At 58.6% G+C, this 16,861-nt stretch carries 14 protein-coding genes and 1 pseudogene; 3 read left to right on the top strand and 12 right to left on the bottom strand.

Translation table 11 applies throughout. The features are described from left to right. Nucleotides 1-51: 51 nt before the first annotated feature. From ccoP to FBZ93_RS27755, 7 genes are all read right to left on the bottom strand, one after another. On the bottom strand, nt 52-924 hold the full coding sequence (ccoP, locus tag FBZ93_RS27780; protein WP_146990287.1) for a cytochrome-c oxidase, cbb3-type subunit III: 873 nt from the start codon (nt 922-924) through the stop codon (nt 52-54). Nucleotides 925-929: 5 nt separating this feature from the next. Next, nucleotides 930-1,094 carry a cbb3-type cytochrome c oxidase subunit 3 gene (locus FBZ93_RS27775; protein ID WP_146990285.1) on the bottom strand — a complete coding sequence of 55 codons (165 nt, stop codon included), beginning with the start codon at nt 1,092-1,094 and terminating at the stop codon, nt 930-932. Nucleotides 1,095-1,104: 10 nt separating this feature from the next. Continuing rightward, nucleotides 1,105-1,839: a cytochrome-c oxidase, cbb3-type subunit II gene (gene ccoO / locus FBZ93_RS27770; RefSeq protein WP_146990284.1), complete on the bottom strand. Its 735-nt coding sequence runs from the start codon at nt 1,837-1,839 to the stop codon at nt 1,105-1,107. 8 nt (nt 1,840-1,847) lie between these two features. Then, nucleotides 1,848-3,470, bottom strand: coding sequence for a cytochrome-c oxidase, cbb3-type subunit I (ccoN, locus tag FBZ93_RS27765; protein WP_433995452.1), 1,623 nt, complete (start codon nt 3,468-3,470; stop codon nt 1,848-1,850). Nucleotides 3,471-4,240: 770 nt separating this feature from the next. Beyond that, the gene (locus tag FBZ93_RS27760) at nt 4,241-4,468 is read right to left on the bottom strand and encodes a hypothetical protein (protein ID WP_146990280.1); all 228 of its coding nucleotides are present in this window, start codon (nt 4,466-4,468) and stop codon (nt 4,241-4,243) included. Nucleotides 4,469-4,568: 100 nt separating this feature from the next. Then, the gene (locus tag FBZ93_RS40795) at nt 4,569-4,742 is read right to left on the bottom strand and encodes a hypothetical protein (protein ID WP_167529243.1); all 174 of its coding nucleotides are present in this window, start codon (nt 4,740-4,742) and stop codon (nt 4,569-4,571) included. Continuing rightward, nucleotides 4,739-5,488, bottom strand: a complete 750-nt coding sequence (locus FBZ93_RS27755; RefSeq protein ID WP_146990278.1) for a CBS domain-containing protein — start codon at nt 5,486-5,488, stop codon at nt 4,739-4,741. The genes FBZ93_RS40795 and FBZ93_RS27755 overlap by 4 nt, the downstream gene beginning before the upstream one ends. Nucleotides 5,489-5,987: 499 nt before the next feature. Between FBZ93_RS27755 and FBZ93_RS27750 the strand changes: the two genes are divergently transcribed. Both FBZ93_RS27750 and fixJ read left to right on the top strand, forming a co-directional pair. Next, nucleotides 5,988-7,418, top strand: coding sequence for a PAS domain S-box protein (locus tag FBZ93_RS27750; RefSeq protein ID WP_146990276.1), 1,431 nt, complete (start codon nt 5,988-5,990; stop codon nt 7,416-7,418). After that, nucleotides 7,415-8,020: a response regulator FixJ gene (gene fixJ / locus FBZ93_RS27745; protein ID WP_146990274.1), complete on the top strand. Its 606-nt coding sequence runs from the start codon at nt 7,415-7,417 to the stop codon at nt 8,018-8,020. The genes FBZ93_RS27750 and fixJ overlap by 4 nt, the downstream gene beginning before the upstream one ends. Before the next feature lie 294 nt (nt 8,021-8,314). On the opposite strand, the gene FBZ93_RS27740 is transcribed toward fixJ, so the two are convergent. The 4 genes and pseudogenes from FBZ93_RS27740 to FBZ93_RS41985 all read right to left on the bottom strand — a co-directional run bounded on the left by FBZ93_RS27740 (nt 8,315) and on the right by FBZ93_RS41985 (nt 13,637). Next, nucleotides 8,315-9,628, bottom strand: coding sequence for a glutamine synthetase family protein (locus tag FBZ93_RS27740; RefSeq protein WP_246667668.1), 1,314 nt, complete (start codon nt 9,626-9,628; stop codon nt 8,315-8,317). 18 nt (nt 9,629-9,646) lie between these two features. Further along, on the bottom strand, nt 9,647-10,933 hold the full coding sequence (locus FBZ93_RS27735; RefSeq protein ID WP_146990270.1) for an ATP-grasp domain-containing protein: 1,287 nt from the start codon (nt 10,931-10,933) through the stop codon (nt 9,647-9,649). 262 nt (nt 10,934-11,195) lie between these two features. Continuing rightward, nucleotides 11,196-12,065 (bottom strand): annotated as a pseudogene (gene rtxC, locus FBZ93_RS27725) (dhydrorhizobitoxine desaturase); the annotation flags it as partial. Between the two features lie 1,440 nt (nt 12,066-13,505). Beyond that, on the bottom strand, nt 13,506-13,637 hold the full coding sequence (locus tag FBZ93_RS41985) for a DUF7146 domain-containing protein (RefSeq protein ID WP_433995451.1): 132 nt from the start codon (nt 13,635-13,637) through the stop codon (nt 13,506-13,508). A gap of 895 nt (nt 13,638-14,532) precedes the next feature. On the opposite strand from FBZ93_RS41985, the gene FBZ93_RS27715 reads away from it, so the two are divergent. Next, nucleotides 14,533-15,015: a MarR family winged helix-turn-helix transcriptional regulator gene (locus FBZ93_RS27715; protein ID WP_433995447.1), complete on the top strand. Its 483-nt coding sequence runs from the start codon at nt 14,533-14,535 to the stop codon at nt 15,013-15,015. A gap of 859 nt (nt 15,016-15,874) precedes the next feature. Here FBZ93_RS27715 and FBZ93_RS27710 read toward each other — a convergent pair. Then, nucleotides 15,875-16,060 carry a hypothetical protein gene (locus FBZ93_RS27710; RefSeq protein WP_146990267.1) on the bottom strand — a complete coding sequence of 62 codons (186 nt, stop codon included), beginning with the start codon at nt 16,058-16,060 and terminating at the stop codon, nt 15,875-15,877. Nucleotides 16,061-16,861: the final 801 nt, after the last annotated feature.

The following is a 16,861-nucleotide window of genomic DNA, read 5'->3' as shown; positions in this document are numbered from 1 at the left end:
GGCACGGGATTGACCTTGATCAACGATCCCGGACCAGGCCCGCCGCGGCAGTTACCTGCCACCGCCCAGCGAGTGCACGTAGACCGCCAACGCCTTGACGGTGAGCGGGTCCAGACGGCCGACCCAGGCTGGCATGACGCCGGCGCGGCCGTTCGTGATGGTCTCGACCAGCGTCTCCTCGTCGGAGCCATAGAGCCAGATCCTGTCGGCCAGGTTCGGCGCGCCGAGTTCCTGGTTGCCCTTGCCGTTGTCACCGTGGCAGCTCGTGCAGTTCTCGGTGAAGATCTTCTTTCCTGCGGCAGCGTCGAACTTCGGCGCGGTGGACAGGCCGGAGAGCGAGCGCACATAATTGGCGACGGTCACGATCTCGTCCTTCTTGAGGACCCCGTCACGACCGAACGCCAGCATCTGCCCTTCGTGCGTCTTTGCGTGTCCCGAGCGTGCGCCGAACTGGATCGTCTGCATGATCTGGTCAAGCGAGCCGCCCCATAGCCAGTCGTCGTCATTCAGGTTCGGATAGCCCTTCGCGCCGGCGCCGCCACTGCCATGGCAGGGCGCGCAATTGTCGGCGAACACGGTCTTGCCGCGCGCACGGGCCAGCGCCAGCAGGGCCGGTTCCTTTTCGATATCGGCAAGCGATGCGCTGCCGAGCACCGCCATCTTCTGGCCGCGCAGCTTTTCCAGATCGGCAAGGTCGGTCGCGACGCTGGCGCGTGTCGAATATTGGAACAGCCCGCTGGTGTAGCCCGAGACCAGTGGCCAGGCCGGATAGACCACCCAGTAGCCGATCGCCCAGACGATCGTGGCATAGAACGTCAGGACCCACCACCGCGGCAGCGGCGTATTCAGCTCCTTGATGCCGTCCCACTCGTGACCGGTCGTGCTGCGGCCGGAAACGTGGTCGATCTCGTTGTGCTCACTCATGATGGTCAGTCCTCCCGCAGCGGCATCCGGGCTGCGGCATCGAAGAGAGTTTTGTTGCGGGGCCAAAGCGCGTACGCGACGATGGCGATGAAGATTCCGACGAAGATGGGAGTCCAGAGCGTGCTGACCAGGATCGACGCCAGGCTCTCGATTTGAATGATCGCTTTCATCCGGATAACCTCAGCGCAGATTGGCTTTTTCGTTGTAGAGCTTGAAGTCGACGAGCGTGCCGAGCATCTGCAGATAGGCGATCAGCGCGTCGAGCTCGGTCGGATTGCCAGGCTTGCCGTCGAAGTTGCGGACCAAAGCCTTCGGATAGCGCTTCTGCAACGCATCGGAGCCAGGATTGTCGGGATCGGTCTGCGCCTTCAGATCGGCGGCCGCGTTGGCGATCTGCTCGTCGGTGTAGGGCACGCCGACCGCGCGGCTGGTCCGCAGATGAGCCGCGATGTCGGACGGATCGACCTCCGTCTTCGCGAGCGCCGGGTATCCGGGCATCACCGATTGCGGAACGATCGAGCGCGGATTGATCAGATGCGTGACGTGCCAATCGTCCGAATACTTGCCGCCGACACGCGCGAGATCGGGTCCGGTGCGCTTGGAGCCCCACTGGAACGGATGGTCATACATGCTCTCCGCAGCGAGCGAATAATGGCCGTAACGCTCAACCTCATCGCGGAGCGGCCGGATCATCTGCGAGTGGCAGAGATAGCAGCCCTCGCGGACATAGATGTTGCGGCCGGCAAGTTCCAGCGGCGTATAGGGCCGCACGCCATCGACCGCTTCGATCGTGCTCTTCAGATAGAACAGCGGCATGATCTCGACAAGCCCGCCAATCGCAATGACGACGAGAATACCTGCGATCAGGATGATCGAGTTCTTCTCAAAGATCTTGTGTCGGTTCCAGAGAGACATTGCGCGACCTATTCGGCAGGCTGGACGGCGCCGGCGCCCTTGGTTTCGTTGGCTTTGCCGGCATTGACCGTCATCCAGAGATTGACGGCCATGATCAGGGCGCCGATCAGGAACAATGCGCCACCGGCGGCACGGATGATGTAGAAGGGGTGCATGGCCTCGACGGACTCGATGAAGGAGTATTCAAGGAAGCCGAGCGAGGTGTAGGCCCGCCACATCAGGCCCTGCAGGATTCCCGACACCCACATCGCGGAAATGTACAGCACGATGCCGATGGTCGAGATCCAGAAGTGCCAGTTGACGAGCTTCAGACTGTAAAGCTGGCGATTCCACAGCCAGGGGATCAGGCAGTAGAGCGCGCCGAAAGAGACGAAGCCGACCCAGCCCAGCGCTCCCGAATGCACATGGCCGATGGTCCAGTCAGTGTAGTGGCTCAGCGAATTGACCACCTTGATCGCCATCATCGGGCCTTCGAAGGTTGACATGCCGTAGAATGCCACCGACACCACCATCATGCGAAGCACAGGGTCGGTACGCAGCTTGTCCCAGGCTCCCGACAGCGTCATCAGGCCGTTGATCATGCCACCCCAGGACGGCATCCAGAGCATGATCGAGAACGTCATGCCGAGCGTCTGCGCCCAATCCGGCAGTGCCGTGTAGTGCAGATGATGCGGGCCGGCCCAGATGTAGAGGAAGATCAGCGCCCAGAAATGGATGATCGAAAGCCGGTAGGAATACACCGGGCGCTCCGCCCGCTTCGGGATGAAGTAGTACATGATCGCCAGGAAGCCTGCGGTCAGGAAGAAGCCGACCGCATTATGCCCGTACCACCACTGGAACATCGCGTCCTGCACGCCCCCCCAAACAATGTAAGACTTCGAGCCGAGGAAGGAGACCGGCAGTGCGGGGTTGTTGCCGAGATGGAGCACCGCGATCGTGATGATGAACGCCAGATAGAACCAGTTCGCGACGAAGATGTGCGGCTCCTTGCGCTTCACCAGCGTCATCAGGAACACGAACAGATATGTCACCCAGACGATCGTCAGCCAAAGGTCGGCGTACCACTCCGGTTCGGCGTATTCCTTCGATTGGGTGACGCCCTGCAGATAACCGGTGCCGGCGATCAGGATGAAGAAGTTATAGCCGACCACGACGAACCAGGGCGCAAGATCGCCTGCTAGCCGCGTGCGGCAGGTCTTCTGCACGACGTAGAACGAAGATGCGATCAGGACGTTGCCGCCGAACGCGAAGATCACGGCAGAAGTGTGCAGCGGCCGCAATCGGCCGAATGTCGTCCAGGGCAGATCGAAGTTAAGCGCCGGCCACGCCAGCTGCATCGCGATGATCAGACCCACCGTGAAGCCCGCAATACCCCAGAACATCGCCATGGCGGAAGCGAACTTGATCGGTCCAAGATAGTAATTGGGGCGACCACCAATTTCCGCTGCTGGCAATGCGGCCGGTCGGTCCAGGTAGCGATTGCCAATCATGACCACGGCACTCAGGCTCGCAGAGCAAGCAAGCGCCGCGTGAAACGAGAACGCCGAATCGTGCCCCATCGCCGCGCCAAGAAAGCAAACGAAGGCAAGGACCGCGAAAGCCGACATTAAGCCGGCTTCGCCCATCGTCATTGACTTTGAAACGGAGGATGGACTTGTCATGTGGAGGCTTTCCTTGGGTGCGACGACGTCATGGAAACCACAATCTCGCTGGCAGCCGCTTGATCGGCATCAATTCCGTCGCCATGCCGCTTGGCACCAGCGCCGCGGCCCAGCGCGGTCAAGGTCAATTCGTTCGGACAGTACCTGGCCGGACTGGCTCGCCTTTCCCGCGCCAAGTCAGCGGCACAGCGCCTCTTCTCGCGACAGAGGCCACACACCCTCTGCAGATCCCGCAGCACATCGCTATTGGACGAAGCGAGCGCTCTTTCTGACAAGCTTGCATGCTCAAGGCGCTTGTTCAGCAATTCAGGCGAGCCCCGCCCGCGGGCCAGCGCTCGAAGATCCGACGCGGGAAGATTGAGCTCCTGAGCGATCGTATCGACTTCCCGAGCGGTCATTAGATCGAATTCGTCTCGGCGAGCGAGAAATGCTCGCAAGCGTGCGGCGAGACCCACGAATTGCGCTGAGCTATTGCTATCTGATCGATTTGTCATTTCGCATCCCTTGGGTTTTTCGTAAACCGTGTCGCGGATGCCGTTTGATCTTCGTGAAGGCATGTTGGCGACCACGCTAGGGGGAGCGACACCTTGCACGCCAAGGCTCTATAGCGGGACTTGCGAGCCAGCTTGCAAAATGCCGGTCCGCAACCAGCGACGTAAGCCCTCCGGCTTCGGAGATGGTCGTCCATCCGGGTACGTTCAGCCCGCGCGGCGGCGAGCAGTGCTGCTCACGATACCTGCCTAGCCGCCCCAGGCCGGCGGCAGAGCTGGAGGCATCCGAAGCTCCATCGAATCGGCAAAGATCGTCCAGTCCCGCACGCCTTTTTGCCTGCAGAAGTCGGCCTCCGCCAGTTGCGCGGCCGTTGTGAGCGAGCTGGCATCGACCTTGAACGCCGCCTGACAAGCGCGATGTTCGTGGCCGGTATCGTCGCAAACCGTCTTTATGAAACGGACGTCAAATGATGGCATGGCACCCTCTGGTGGGCTAGTTCGTTGCTTTGCGCATATTGTCCAATCCTGGGGCGCCCACTTTGATCTGACGCAACATAGCGCGGTAAATGAGTTACGCTCACGCGGTGTCGCGGCCGATGGTCCAGCCCGCCACCGCGACAGCAAAGCCGACAATCACACAGATTGTGACCAGCGTTGCGATCAAACCAATGTCCGGAGCTTCTGTGGTGATCGCGGCTGCCGCAATGAGCAACGACAGACCGAGCAGCAGCTGCCCGACGCGCGCGATCATTCTGCCCTCTGCTTCGTCGCTTCGGCGGAGGCCAATTTCTCATCTTCGGCAGATTGGATATAGAAGCCGGAATACGTATCGACATAGCAAAGATGGTCGTGCACGCCCTTGACGCCGAAGACGTTCTCCGCGGCGGCGATGGCCGCCTGTCTTGCACGCTCGTCGGTGATGATACCCCGCAAATGTACGATGCCGTTGCGCACCGATACCTGCAGGCCGAGCGGACGCCAGTCCGGAGCCTCGAGCGAACGCACAATACGATCATGGATATGCTGATCGTCCGCCGTAGGATCCGGGATTTCGTGAGCGATTGCAGCGACCGCGCGCAATAGATCCGCATGCGTGACGATACCAACAAGGTGGCCGTCGCGCATCACCGGCACGCGCTTGATCCGCTTCTTTTCCATCAACCCCACCAGGTCCTGCAATGGCGTTTGTTCCGTCACCGTGACCGGGTCGACCGACATGACAGCGCCGACCCTGCGGCCTCTTTCGTGCAGGAACTCTTCAGCCGCCCAGCCCGGACCCATAAAGAATTGCAGCCAACGGGGACGCCGACGTTGGGTGCCGATCTCGGTTCGCCGTAGAAAGTCGCTTTCCGAGACAATGCCAAGCAGCTTGCCGCGGCTATCGACCACCGGAAGCCCGCTGATATGATGGTTCATCATGAGCGTCGCTGCGTCGAGGATCGAGGTATTAGCCCCCACAGTGATGACATTCCTCGTCATGATCTGATGCGCGCGCATTTGCCATTTCTCCCTTCGACTTTCGCAGATTCGCACCACGCGACGTCAGCTGCCTTGATTTGCCTCAACCTCGGAACCACGTATCGGTTTGACCTGCATCAAGGTACTGCAACCGATTGCAGGCGAGACTGAGACCGATACTTAAGGCAACGAGATCGGATCGGACATCATTGCGCTCTGCACCTAGCGCCTGCTTCCGCCACGAATCGAGGCCGACGGAGCGGATTGAGTCCGCCCCTTTGATCGCGACCTAGAGTTGGCCGTCTTCGAGGGTAACGCCATCCACACCCCCCCTGCCGTCGTGTTGTCGGCGGCTGGGCGAAGGCGGGAGACCCGAGAGCGCATCGCGATGCAGCCGACCCATTGGCGCGTCTGGGTCAGGTAACGCGGCCTGGCATGCCTTCGCTGAAGTGAGAGCTCGCGCATGCTCAGCGACGGGTGGCTCGGCGCGCCCGAACGTTGTACTGTCGGAGAAATGTAAGGCTCGCCCCGGAGACGAATGTCCGACCGCATCTGGTATCGCTATGGCACTGCAGCGGCCGCAGCCGCACTTGTCTTTATTTTGCACGCGGCACTGGACCGTTACCTCGAAGACCGAACATTCACGATTATCTACGTTCCGGTCGTGCTCTTTGCCACTTTCGCCGGCGGCCGCGGCCCCGCGCTTCTTGCCACCCTGCTCTGCCTCGGCATCAGCGCCGAATCCCGAGGAAGGGACCTTGTTACCGATCCCGCGAACATGATCGATATCGCATGTTTCGCGATACTTGGCCCCATCCTTGGTTTCATGGGCGATCGGCTGCTGCGGGACTCGAAGCAGGCCGGTGACCGTCAGGCCCATCTGCAGTCGATCCTCAATACAGTGCCCGACGCCATGATTGTGATAGACGATCGCGGCATCATTCGCTCGTTCAGCGCTGCAGCCGAGCGCCTGTTCGGCTGGTCGCCGGACCAGATTGTCGGAAAGAACGTATCGAGTCTGATGCCACAGCCCTATCGCGACGAGCACGACCGGTATCTCGAACGTTATCTGAGCACCGGGGAACGTCGCATCATCGGCATCGGCCGAATCGTGGTCGGTGAGCGGAGCGATGGCTCGACCTTTCCGATGGAACTCGCCGTCGGCGAGGCCAAGGCGCGCGGCGAGCGCTTCTTCACCGGCTTTGTGCGCGATCTCACCGAGCGGCGCGCTCAGGAACGCAGGCTGCAGGAATTGCAATCCGAACTGGTGCATGTATCGCGATTGACCGCGATGGGCGAGATGGCGTCGTCCATAGCGCATGAGATCAACCAGCCGCTCTCGGCCATCACAAACTACATGCGCGGCGCAAGAACGCTCATGGCAGCAGAGACGCTCGATATCACAAGAATGCGCGACGCCCTTGATCGCGCTGCGGAGCAGGCGCTAAGGGCCGGAGACATCATCAAGCGTCTCCGCCAATTCGTCGCCAAAGGCGAAACACAACCTTCGCTGGAAAGTCCGGTCACACTGCTCGAAGAAGCGGTCGCACTCGCGTTGCTCGGCGCCAAGGAGCAGGGTATCCGGGTCGCCATCCGCAGCGACCGGGACATACGTTCGATCATCGTCGACAAGATCCAGATCCAGCAGGTCGTGCTGAACCTGGTCCGCAATGCGATCGAGGCAATGGCCAGCACCGCGCGTCGCGAATTGACTGTCGGCGTCGCCAAGACCGACAGCGCCGCGATATTTACCATCGCTGACACCGGCCCCGGGATTAGTCCCGCCATCGTCGAGCGCCTGTTCCAACCTTTTGTCACGACAAAGGAACATGGTATGGGCGTCGGCCTGTCAATCTGCCGGACCATCGTCGAATCCCACGGTGGTCACATCGACGCGTTGCCAAATGCGGTCGGCGGCACGATCTTTCAGTTCACCCTTCCCTTTGCGGAGGCCGGAGAAGAGGTATGACTGCGCGACGCACAATCCTGGTGATCGACGACGACCAGGCGATGCGGGATTCGCTCGCCTTCCTGCTCGACGTTAACGGTTTCTCCGTTGCGACCTATGAGACGGCAGCCGATTTCCTTCATCATTTCGCGGACTATAAAGTCGACTGCGTCATATCCGACATCCGCATGCCTGGCATGAGCGGCCTTGAGCTGGTCCGCGAGCTCAAGGCCGACGGCACAGCCTACCCCGTCATCCTGATGACCGGCCACGGCGACGTCGCGCTTGCGGTGGAAGCGATGAAGGCTGGCGCGGTCGACTTCATCGAAAAACCCTTCGAGGACGAGGCGCTGCTGCGTGCAATTCGAGGAGCCTTGCAAGCGCAGTTAGAACCGGCTGATGGTGCGGCCAGACGCGACGCCGAAGGCCGCCTGGCAGACCTCTCGCCACGTGAACGTGATGTTCTGCGGGGGCTGGTGGCCGGCAAGATCAACAAGGTGATTGCCCACGAGCTTGGCATCAGCCCGCGCACGGTCGAGGTCTACCGCGCAAACCTGATGGCCAAGACCAATGTGCGCAGCATGTCGGAGCTGATGCGGATCGCGATCGCTGCCGGGCTCTAGAACTCGGTTGAGACCGATTCATTCAGGGTTTCGCGGCAAAATCGTCGGCTCCGGATCCAGATGAGGTGGATCAAAACAGCGTCGCCGCACGCTGCGTTGATGGAGGAGATCCAGCGGGCTTTCCGGTCCTGGATGAAAACGGCTCACTCAAGGGTATCGCCTCCGAGGGCGACTTTCTACGCCACGGAGAGATCGGCACCGGAGGCAGGCAGTCGCCTGGCTTGAGTTCTTCGCCGGCATCCGCGGCGCCGCCACGGATGTTGTCGACGAACGCGACCGTAAGGGCTTGTGACGCTAAATGATCTCGAAGTACCGTTGGCGCTCAAAGTCAGTGACTCGATGTTGAACGGCTTCCCACTCCCAACGGCGGGAGCACGAGAAGGCTTCGACAAACCTATCTCCAAAAAGATCGATGGCCTTCCGAGATCGCGCAAACCGACTTGTCGCCTCTAATAAATGATGGGGAAGCCGCCCGAAGGAAGGCGCATTTTCCTCGCTTGCATCACCAACAAACGGAGCTGCTAAGTCAGCATCCTCTTCAATTCCCAGAATGCCGGAGCCGAGGGCGCACGCGAGGGCGAGATATGGATTCACATCTGCGCCACTCAGTCTGTACTCAAGGTGATGCGCATCCGGGCCTCCCGGGATGACCCGCACTGCACAGGAGCGATTGTCGACTCCCCAGCTTGGGCCGATTGGAGCCCAATACCCCGCCACCAGTCTTTTATAGCTATTCACGTTAGGCGCGGCCAGCACGCAAAAGTCTGTCATGTACTTCAGCTGTCCGCCAATGAATTGGCCCATCGTTTCTGAGATGTTCGACCTCGTCTCGCTGTCGTAGAACGCATTCTTGCCATCAGACGACATTGAGATGTGAATATGTCCCGACTGACCCGGCCAATTCTCAGAAACTTTGGCCATAAACGTGGCCGTCATCCCTCTCGTCTGCGCCCACGATTTTATCATCGACTTGAATATGACGGCTCGATCAGCAGCGTCCAGAGCATCACAATGATGCAGCGAAGCCTCAATCACGCCGGGCCCGGTTTCAAGATGGAGCCCACTCAGAGGCATTCTAGCCTTTTCGCACAACGCCAGGATCTCGTCGAACAGCTCTTCGTTCGCAATGGTCCGCGTCAGTGAGTAACCGAATGGTCCAAGCGTCAAAGGGGCCCATTGATCAAAGGGCTTATTATCGACGGTCTCGGCGCTCTCCTTGAAAAGCATAAACTCAAACTCGAACGCTGCAGTACAGCTATATCCATGGTCAGCTGCTCTTCTTAGGACCTTACGCAGAACACCACGCGGGCAGATGTTCTCATGGGCTCCCGCAAACTCAGCCAGGTAGAGATCCCGCCGATTAGACACAGGACGACCGGTGCGCGATAGAATGCGCAGGTCTGCATCTCCGAATGCTGATGGCGGCTTCTTGGTAAAACTCGCTGGTATCACCCGGTCCGAACAATCCCAGGCAAGCACGGCTTCAGAGAATCTGACGATTTTGTCTCCATTCGAAAGATCCTCTGCCACGACATGCTTCCCTCGAAGGACGCCGTCAAAGTCGCACACTCCAGCCACCGCCACGCGAGCCGCATTCACGCCAGTCATCCCGATTTCGCTTGGCATTTAGGTCTGACCCAGGCTCGCCAGATCGAATACCTGGTCCATCCGCATTGCGCGCAACTTGAGATAGTCACTCTCAAGCTGGGTCAAGTCGTTGTTCACTAGGTACACGATCCCCGGTGTGGACGCCAAATCGGTCGTCGGAACCAGGTTTTGACCCACTGGAACGAATGCAATTGCATCCGCGAAACTTGGCAGCTTACGGATTGTTTCGAGCCCCGGATAGCCGCCGACAAGACCGCCTACGTCAGAGATCAGCGAGACGCACAGCGCGTGAGCCCGCCGGCTGTACGGGCCACGCTGCCTCATATATGCAAGAAAGCCAGCGGGATCTGCGTAGCGCCATGCCGTTAGGGTCATGTGATTGTGACCCAACGCCATCGTCCGGGCTTTTCGAGACATTGTCCCTTGAAGCCTCGCTCCGAAATCCACCAGCACTGGCCCCGCGTGGTCGACGATGATCTCGGCATGAGCGGGTCCGTTGACAATCTCGAGCGCCTGCAACGAACGTATCAAATAGTCGGACAGTTGCTCCACGACGGGGTCTTTGCCATCGAACAAGCGCTCGAGTGAGCACACGGATGCCGCGCCCTTTATGGGAACGGTGTCATAGGTCCAGACCTCCGTGATGAACGTTTCCCCGTCGACCGAGACAGCATTCACCGTGTATTGTTGACCCCTTATCTTCTCTTGCCCAAGAGCAAAGCGATTCAACGCGCCGACACGATTTGTCTTTCCGACAATGGCACTCGTAGCCCGCTGCACATCAGCATCAGTCGAGCAGAAGAACACATCCTCCGTACCGGTGCTGTTCAGTGGCTTGATTACAATTTCGTCGAAGCTAGATTGACGCATCCAGCTCGTGAACTCTTCCGCACAATTCGACACCACCTGCTTGATCGATCGCACCCCTGCGGAGGACAACGCTTCAGACAAACGCGATTTGTCACGTCTTGCAGCTGACCGGGTGGTTCCATTCGAAGGTAAGCCAAGCCGCTCAGACAAGGAATCCGCTAGCTCAACTCCGGTCTCGCATCCGGCTATAATGAACTCCACTTCTCGGCATCGAAGCGCCTCCAGGTGATATTCGACGACCTCCTCCTCAGTCATGCGCTCGTTCGGACGAATGACTTCATCATATAAGGTAGCGTCGAAATGCGAGCAAAAGACCGGCGGCACCTCCGCAGCCGACATCAAATGTACCGTTCCAATTCCGTACCGACTGAACTCCTCCGGCAGGTAGCTGCCTGTCGAGTACGCATCGACTATTGCACAATGGCGTTTGTTCATCTGGACCTCCGATACTGGACGAAAATGGCGCAAAGGGCGACAGCCGTAATGAGGACATTTCCAATGGGCATGATTGGCAGAACGCTATCGTCCCCCGCATCATCAGCATCGATGGTCGGAAGTATTACGCTCGTTACCCCGGCGTAACGACCGAGGGCTTGCACGTATTTGCGCCGCAACCAATCGCGGTGCACGCCATCAGCCAATAGACGGTTTGAGGTGATGCCGACCACGGCCCGGACCGATTCTGCCTGTTGCGAAATCAAGCCAGTTTCTCCCGCGCATTTGCGCCGGCGATAGACTGCTCATACAAGCGTCTATTTCGCTCCTTCAACTGGGTGATTACGCTGGGTTGACCTTGAGGCCCTTTGACGAAGAGGCCTCCCCAAGTCGAGGCAACACTTGCGTAGTGAGGATCCTGCATTCGAATTTTCTGAGCTTTGCGCAAGAGCCAGAAAGGGATGCCGGGCGACAGATGATGCTCAAGGTGGTACTCATCCAAGTTCTGCCCAAAGATCGCTCTCTCCAGAACATTCCCCTTTCTGTTGCGAGTTAGATAGACGTTCTTGGTTTCGGTCTCGCACATAGGTGAGTGTTCGGCGAGCTCGATAAACCAGCCGAGGACCTGAAACGTGGTGAGATAGGGCACAATCCAGAACAGGATGACGAGGTGGAGGAGTCCAAGAAGATATGATCCGCCCAGCATGGCGAACCAGAACAGATAGAAGCCATACTTATCGACAAGTATGCCCGACCGATCCTGGTCCTCGCTGGCTGCTATCGAAAACCGGTTCGTCCAAAGGTACTTCAGATAGGCGACCGTCGCGCCACCCAGTATCGGCTTCCAGATTATATTGAAGGCGTACCGCCCTGGAGGCTGGACGTCGTAAACACCGCTGGCCAAAAAGAACTTTAGATCAGGATCCTTCTCCGGGTCGCCGAGAAACGGATGATGCAGATAGACGTGTGAGATCCGGTATGCCCAATGGCGCTGGAACAGGGGATAGGCCGCGAACAGAATCCCCAGGGCGTAATTCCAGGTGGTGTTTCTCGCCAAGGTGCGATGGGCCGAATCGTGGGAGATTGTCGTCAAGCCTCGTTGATAGGCGCCGATCAGTAGAACAGCGAGCGGACAGCCGGAGAATCTTGAGTATGCGCTCACCATAGATGCCGTTTATGCAAACGAGCGGCCGGTCGCTCTGAGACACAAATGACGAGAGAGCGGCTTCCATTGCAAAGGAGCCACCTCCCTGGATAGGAACAACCGAGTGGCCTTTTGGATTTCCCGACAGATTGAGCATCAACCGCCTCATACGGGCGGTCACTTCCTTGAACTCCAAATCACGCGATGCGAGATCAACCTGCATCTGCGTTTTAACCGCCGACGTGAGTGCAATTGGACCAGGCGTCAACAAAGAACGCTGCCTTGTCACCCCATTCTCCCCTATAGTTGCATCCATTCGCGAATCTGGTGCATGGCCGCGCGAGGCGTCTGGCTCCTCCTGGCACTTGACGTCGAGATCCTTGAGGCGATCTGCGCCTCGGAGATAATGACGGATGCACAGGTTAAGACGGCGCCACCATCTCGCCTCGCAAGCGAGACAAGTCAGCCAATCTGCTTAGGTCTGGTCGCTGCCGTTCAGTCAAATGTGGAAGTTCGCCAACGGTCTCCGCCGGACCATCGCGTGAGGATACTGAGCCAGCTAGCGAACCGACAACGGCCGCTGCGGACTGCGCTCATCTTACAAGAGCCTAAGAGTTGGGACATTCGCACTCTTTTGTCACTCGTTGACCGGCTATATTTGAGATCGTACAACTTGACGCCACGTGCGATTCAACCCCTTTCAGAGCTCGTCGGGCGAATATTTCCGAATTTACATTGTGACGTGCGGGCGTGCGCTGCCCTCGCCCACGCCTGTCCTTGCCAAAGTCGGCCAGCATGACATCGTTGCGCTTAAACGAAGCGGCGTTGGCATGTTTGTCCAGTCGGGTTTGAAGGCAATCCGCGGCACCCTGCGATTGCTGGGCCGTTTTGTGGCGATCATTTCAGGGCGGTAGCGCTGGCGGAGCACGGAAGAGCTGCAGCTGTTTTTCTTCGCGACGCAAGGCGCAGGGCACGCGCCGATGAAAAAACAATGGCCGCGACCTATGCCATGCCGGGCCGCCGCGGACTTGCCCTCCGATGTCCTCTAAAGGCGAGAGGTTCAACCCCAGGGACCAGTCAGGAGGGCATCCGAACCACCTGAATTCACTCGCGCTCGGGTCCAGCCTCCGCGGCGCATTCGGTTAAGGCCGCGACCGATGGTTGGCGGAAAGCGCTGCAGCCATTGGCAGCCTTGGAGCTGCGCAGCGGATCGAGAGCACACTCTAGATGCCCTCGCCCAGCGCGGGCACCTCGCCGATCGTGCCGGATCGAGCCGCGTCACCGAGAAGGTCACCCGGCCGCGGTGTGTCGACCAGCCTCTTGTCGGGACGCACGGGATCGAAACCGTTAGGATCGAGCCAGGTGCGATGCCCCCCGGCGATGAGCTCCTCCCCATCCATTACACAAGCGATCGATGCCGGCCAGATATCAGTCTGGCATGTTGTCATCGGGACGGCAGCAGCAGCGCGGGTGGAAACGCAGCGCACCTTCGCGCAGAATAGAAATGCCACGATTGCACAAACAGCGCTCGGCGAGCGTCCGGGCAAACGGCCGCGACATCATGAAGAGCCGCCCGGCGGCCTCCAGCAAAGTGTCTGTGTTTCAACTTTGGGCGATGGCTCGAGACTCGCGCCTGGCAGCCCACGAAAGCGCGGTGCCTCGTCTGCCACATCACACAATCAAGGAGCCCACAGCCTTCGCGGATGGCGTCGAGCAAGTCGCGTATTCGCGAGTGCGGCATCAATCCACTTCTCGGCCGATCCTTTGGGCGCCCTTTTAATCGGAGAAACATCGAGCAAACCAGTGCGTTGCGCACGAGACGGTGCGCCAGCTCAGCAGTCCGTGTGGCATCACGCGAACTCTCGTTCACCGGCGTTCTCCACCGCATAACCCCGCGGCACCATAGCGGGGCGCTGTTGCCTCACGCTCGATAACCCTGCCGCGCCGCGGCCGTCGCCTGGTGGAGTTCGCTCCAATGCTCGCCGCGAGTTGCTGGATCGAGAAGCCCGCCACGCGACGGACGTTGCACTGACTCAGCACCAGCTGCTGGAGAGTATAGTAGCCAACGACGTCAAGTTGATCTTCCGGACGGCCTTTGTAACTTCGTTCTCCACGACGGACGACCAGGAGCCTCTCTCAGCCTGGGCGCTCCTCGCTGACGACAATTCCTGCGCCTCGATCGGATGTTCGACAATGCCGGTCTCGTCGATGTGCGTCCGATGGCCGCCGCGAAGCTCTATGCAGCTCCACATGTCACGCATCCCTGCGCATAGAGCGCGTCTCGATTTCCGTCGCTGCACCACTATGTGGCCCGTTCGTCCGAAGCGTACCAAGTATTCGACCGCTTTCCTCGGATGAGATTGTCCACATTCTTGATTCGCGCTAAGGGGAAACAAACCAAGGATGGAAACCCTGACACGCGATGCCGCCAGATTTGTCCAGTCCAGCAAGAGCGGTGGGTAATAGTTTTGCCGACGGGCAGGAGATGGTCTGCCGTTTCACGTGGGAGATCAGATCCATCAATGCGCGTTTGGAGGAACTTCGCCAATTCCGGGCCAATATGCTTGGCATTACTGGGCCACAATGGATGATCTTGACGGCGTTGGCGGATTTGGACAGGGAAGACGGAGCTCCGGTCAATGTGGTGTCAAAGTTGATGCACGTCGACGCTTCATTCGTGACGACCCAATCAAAGCTGCTGGAGAAGAAGGGATTGCTGCGGCGCAGATCCTCCACGAGCGATGCTCGGGTCGTACAATTGTCGCTAACGGACAAGACTTACAAGCTTCTCACGACCATCGCTACAAAACTGGAAGCATTGGATGAGTTTGTTTTTGGCGAGTTCGGTATTCCGGGATCCCTCGAGCTAGTTAGCAAGCTAGCTGCAGTCAGGCATCGCCTGGAGAGCGCTTGCTTGAAAGTCGCTCTGGAATTCTGAGGATCAAGGCACGATCCTCGGAAATGACGCTGGGCTGCGGCGATGTCTGATCTGCCAACCTTCGAGGTTTTATTGAAGCAGCGTGGGCGAAGGTGGTTGTGGTCGGTTTGCGCGACCGACGGCACCGTGGTTATGACGGGCTCAGGAAGTAGCCGATCTGCCGCCAGCTATGGAGCCAACAGGGCGCTTTTTCTGTTGCTGCTGAGTGCGCCATATCGCTCGGGACTTTCGACTGGAACGAGCCTGAGCTAACCAGCAGGCTCGTTTCAGCGCTCGCTTTCATCCAAGCTCTAAAGCTATCACGATCTGCGGCGAATGACCTGCCCGTAAGTCCTTCCCGTCTGGAGGACCACGGGATGGCCAGCGTTCGGCACTTGTCAGAGGGTCACCACGCCCAGCACGTCGGCCGGGTCCCTTCGAACAGGGCAAGCAGATCGGCTCATTGTAAGATAAGAGCCGACGCCAAATCTGCATCGACATTCCCACAACACGGCCTGTTCACGATAGAGGGCTGTTTCGTCGATAGAGAACGTCTACGCGTCGCGACGCTTCGGGCCTCAAGAACGTGTACAACGGGTTCGGCATACGCACCGTTGAGCGACCGGCGAGACGGACGATTCTCGCCGCGACTGAAGGGGCGGTACGATAACCGCCCCATACCGCTCCATATCCAAGCGAACCAGAGTCGCTGGCAAGCGGACGGAGCCTGATATCACTACGCTTAAACAATGATTGTGCAGGACCTGGCAGAATTGGAGTCGTGGACCATCTCACCGGCAATCGGCAAAGCTGAACGCAGCGATCAAGGGGCGGCCTGTTAGCCGCCCCACTCCACCAGTTTCGGTGCTGGTTTAGTAAGCTATCGCTGATGACCGAGTCCGATCCCGAGATGTAAGGCCTTCTGACGCAGCGCACCGATAGTGCGTTTGGTCATTTTTGATATTTTTATGACCGGAGTCCGGGACTTCGAATGGGCCTTGAGCTCTTTGATATCTTCTTTGGTCCACTCGCGCCGCTTGATGCGTTTCTTCGTTACTTTCTTCACCCTGAATGCTCCTTGTGAGAGGGCGGCTTGTAACACAGTTTTTTCGCAGCGACGACCGTTAAAAGCGCCACTCAGAGGAACTCGCACACTCGTACAAGTTCGGTGACGTGTTCAGAAACAGACTCCAATTACTCATCGCGGCTGTGTACTTGAGTAAGTGACTCTCGCCGGCCTCGCTATAAGTTCTCGAACGTAATAATCGAGCGTACTATCGACAATCATACGTGAGTACGGCGAGGCCTGCCGTTGAGCGAGGGCCGCTTTCGGCGAGCCTGTGTGACGCTTGAAAATTGATCCGAACGTCGTCACTCATATTCGTTCTAATCCTATCCAAAGGATATTTGCTCGACCCTAAACCCACCGCCGGGATTGGCGTCATTGGAAGAGACCATAACAAATCACGGTAGAAGCAGATGAGACCGATCCAACCGCACTACCGTTTCGCACTGGGGGCTGCGTCATGAGCGATAGACTCGGCCTATGTATCCAGGAAGCGGCACATTTTTCTAGCCTTTGCAGATGATTGGATTGCAAATATATATACCAGATAAACAATGCAACTTTGTTTGACATATATTCCGTATGGCGGACTGACCACGTCCACCATGCAAAAGCTGGCGAAAGGCGACACATCACTGCCATGGCAGCTCGCATTTGAGCAACGATTGGAAAGAGAACACTCGCGCCAACGTAAATCGGGCGAAACCGTAAGCGAGAGGTTGCGTTATCGACGATAATCAGCTCAACGGTCTACGATGGAGCGGATCTCTGCGAGGTTGCGAGTAGAGCTTACGCGCTTCT

Origin of the sequence: Bradyrhizobium macuxiense (assembly GCF_007993935.1) — a bacterium.
GTDB lineage: Bacteria > Pseudomonadota > Alphaproteobacteria > Rhizobiales > Xanthobacteraceae > Bradyrhizobium > Bradyrhizobium macuxiense_A.
The sequence above is the reverse complement of the archived record's forward strand: the minus strand, read 5'-3'. Positions and strand labels throughout refer to the sequence as shown.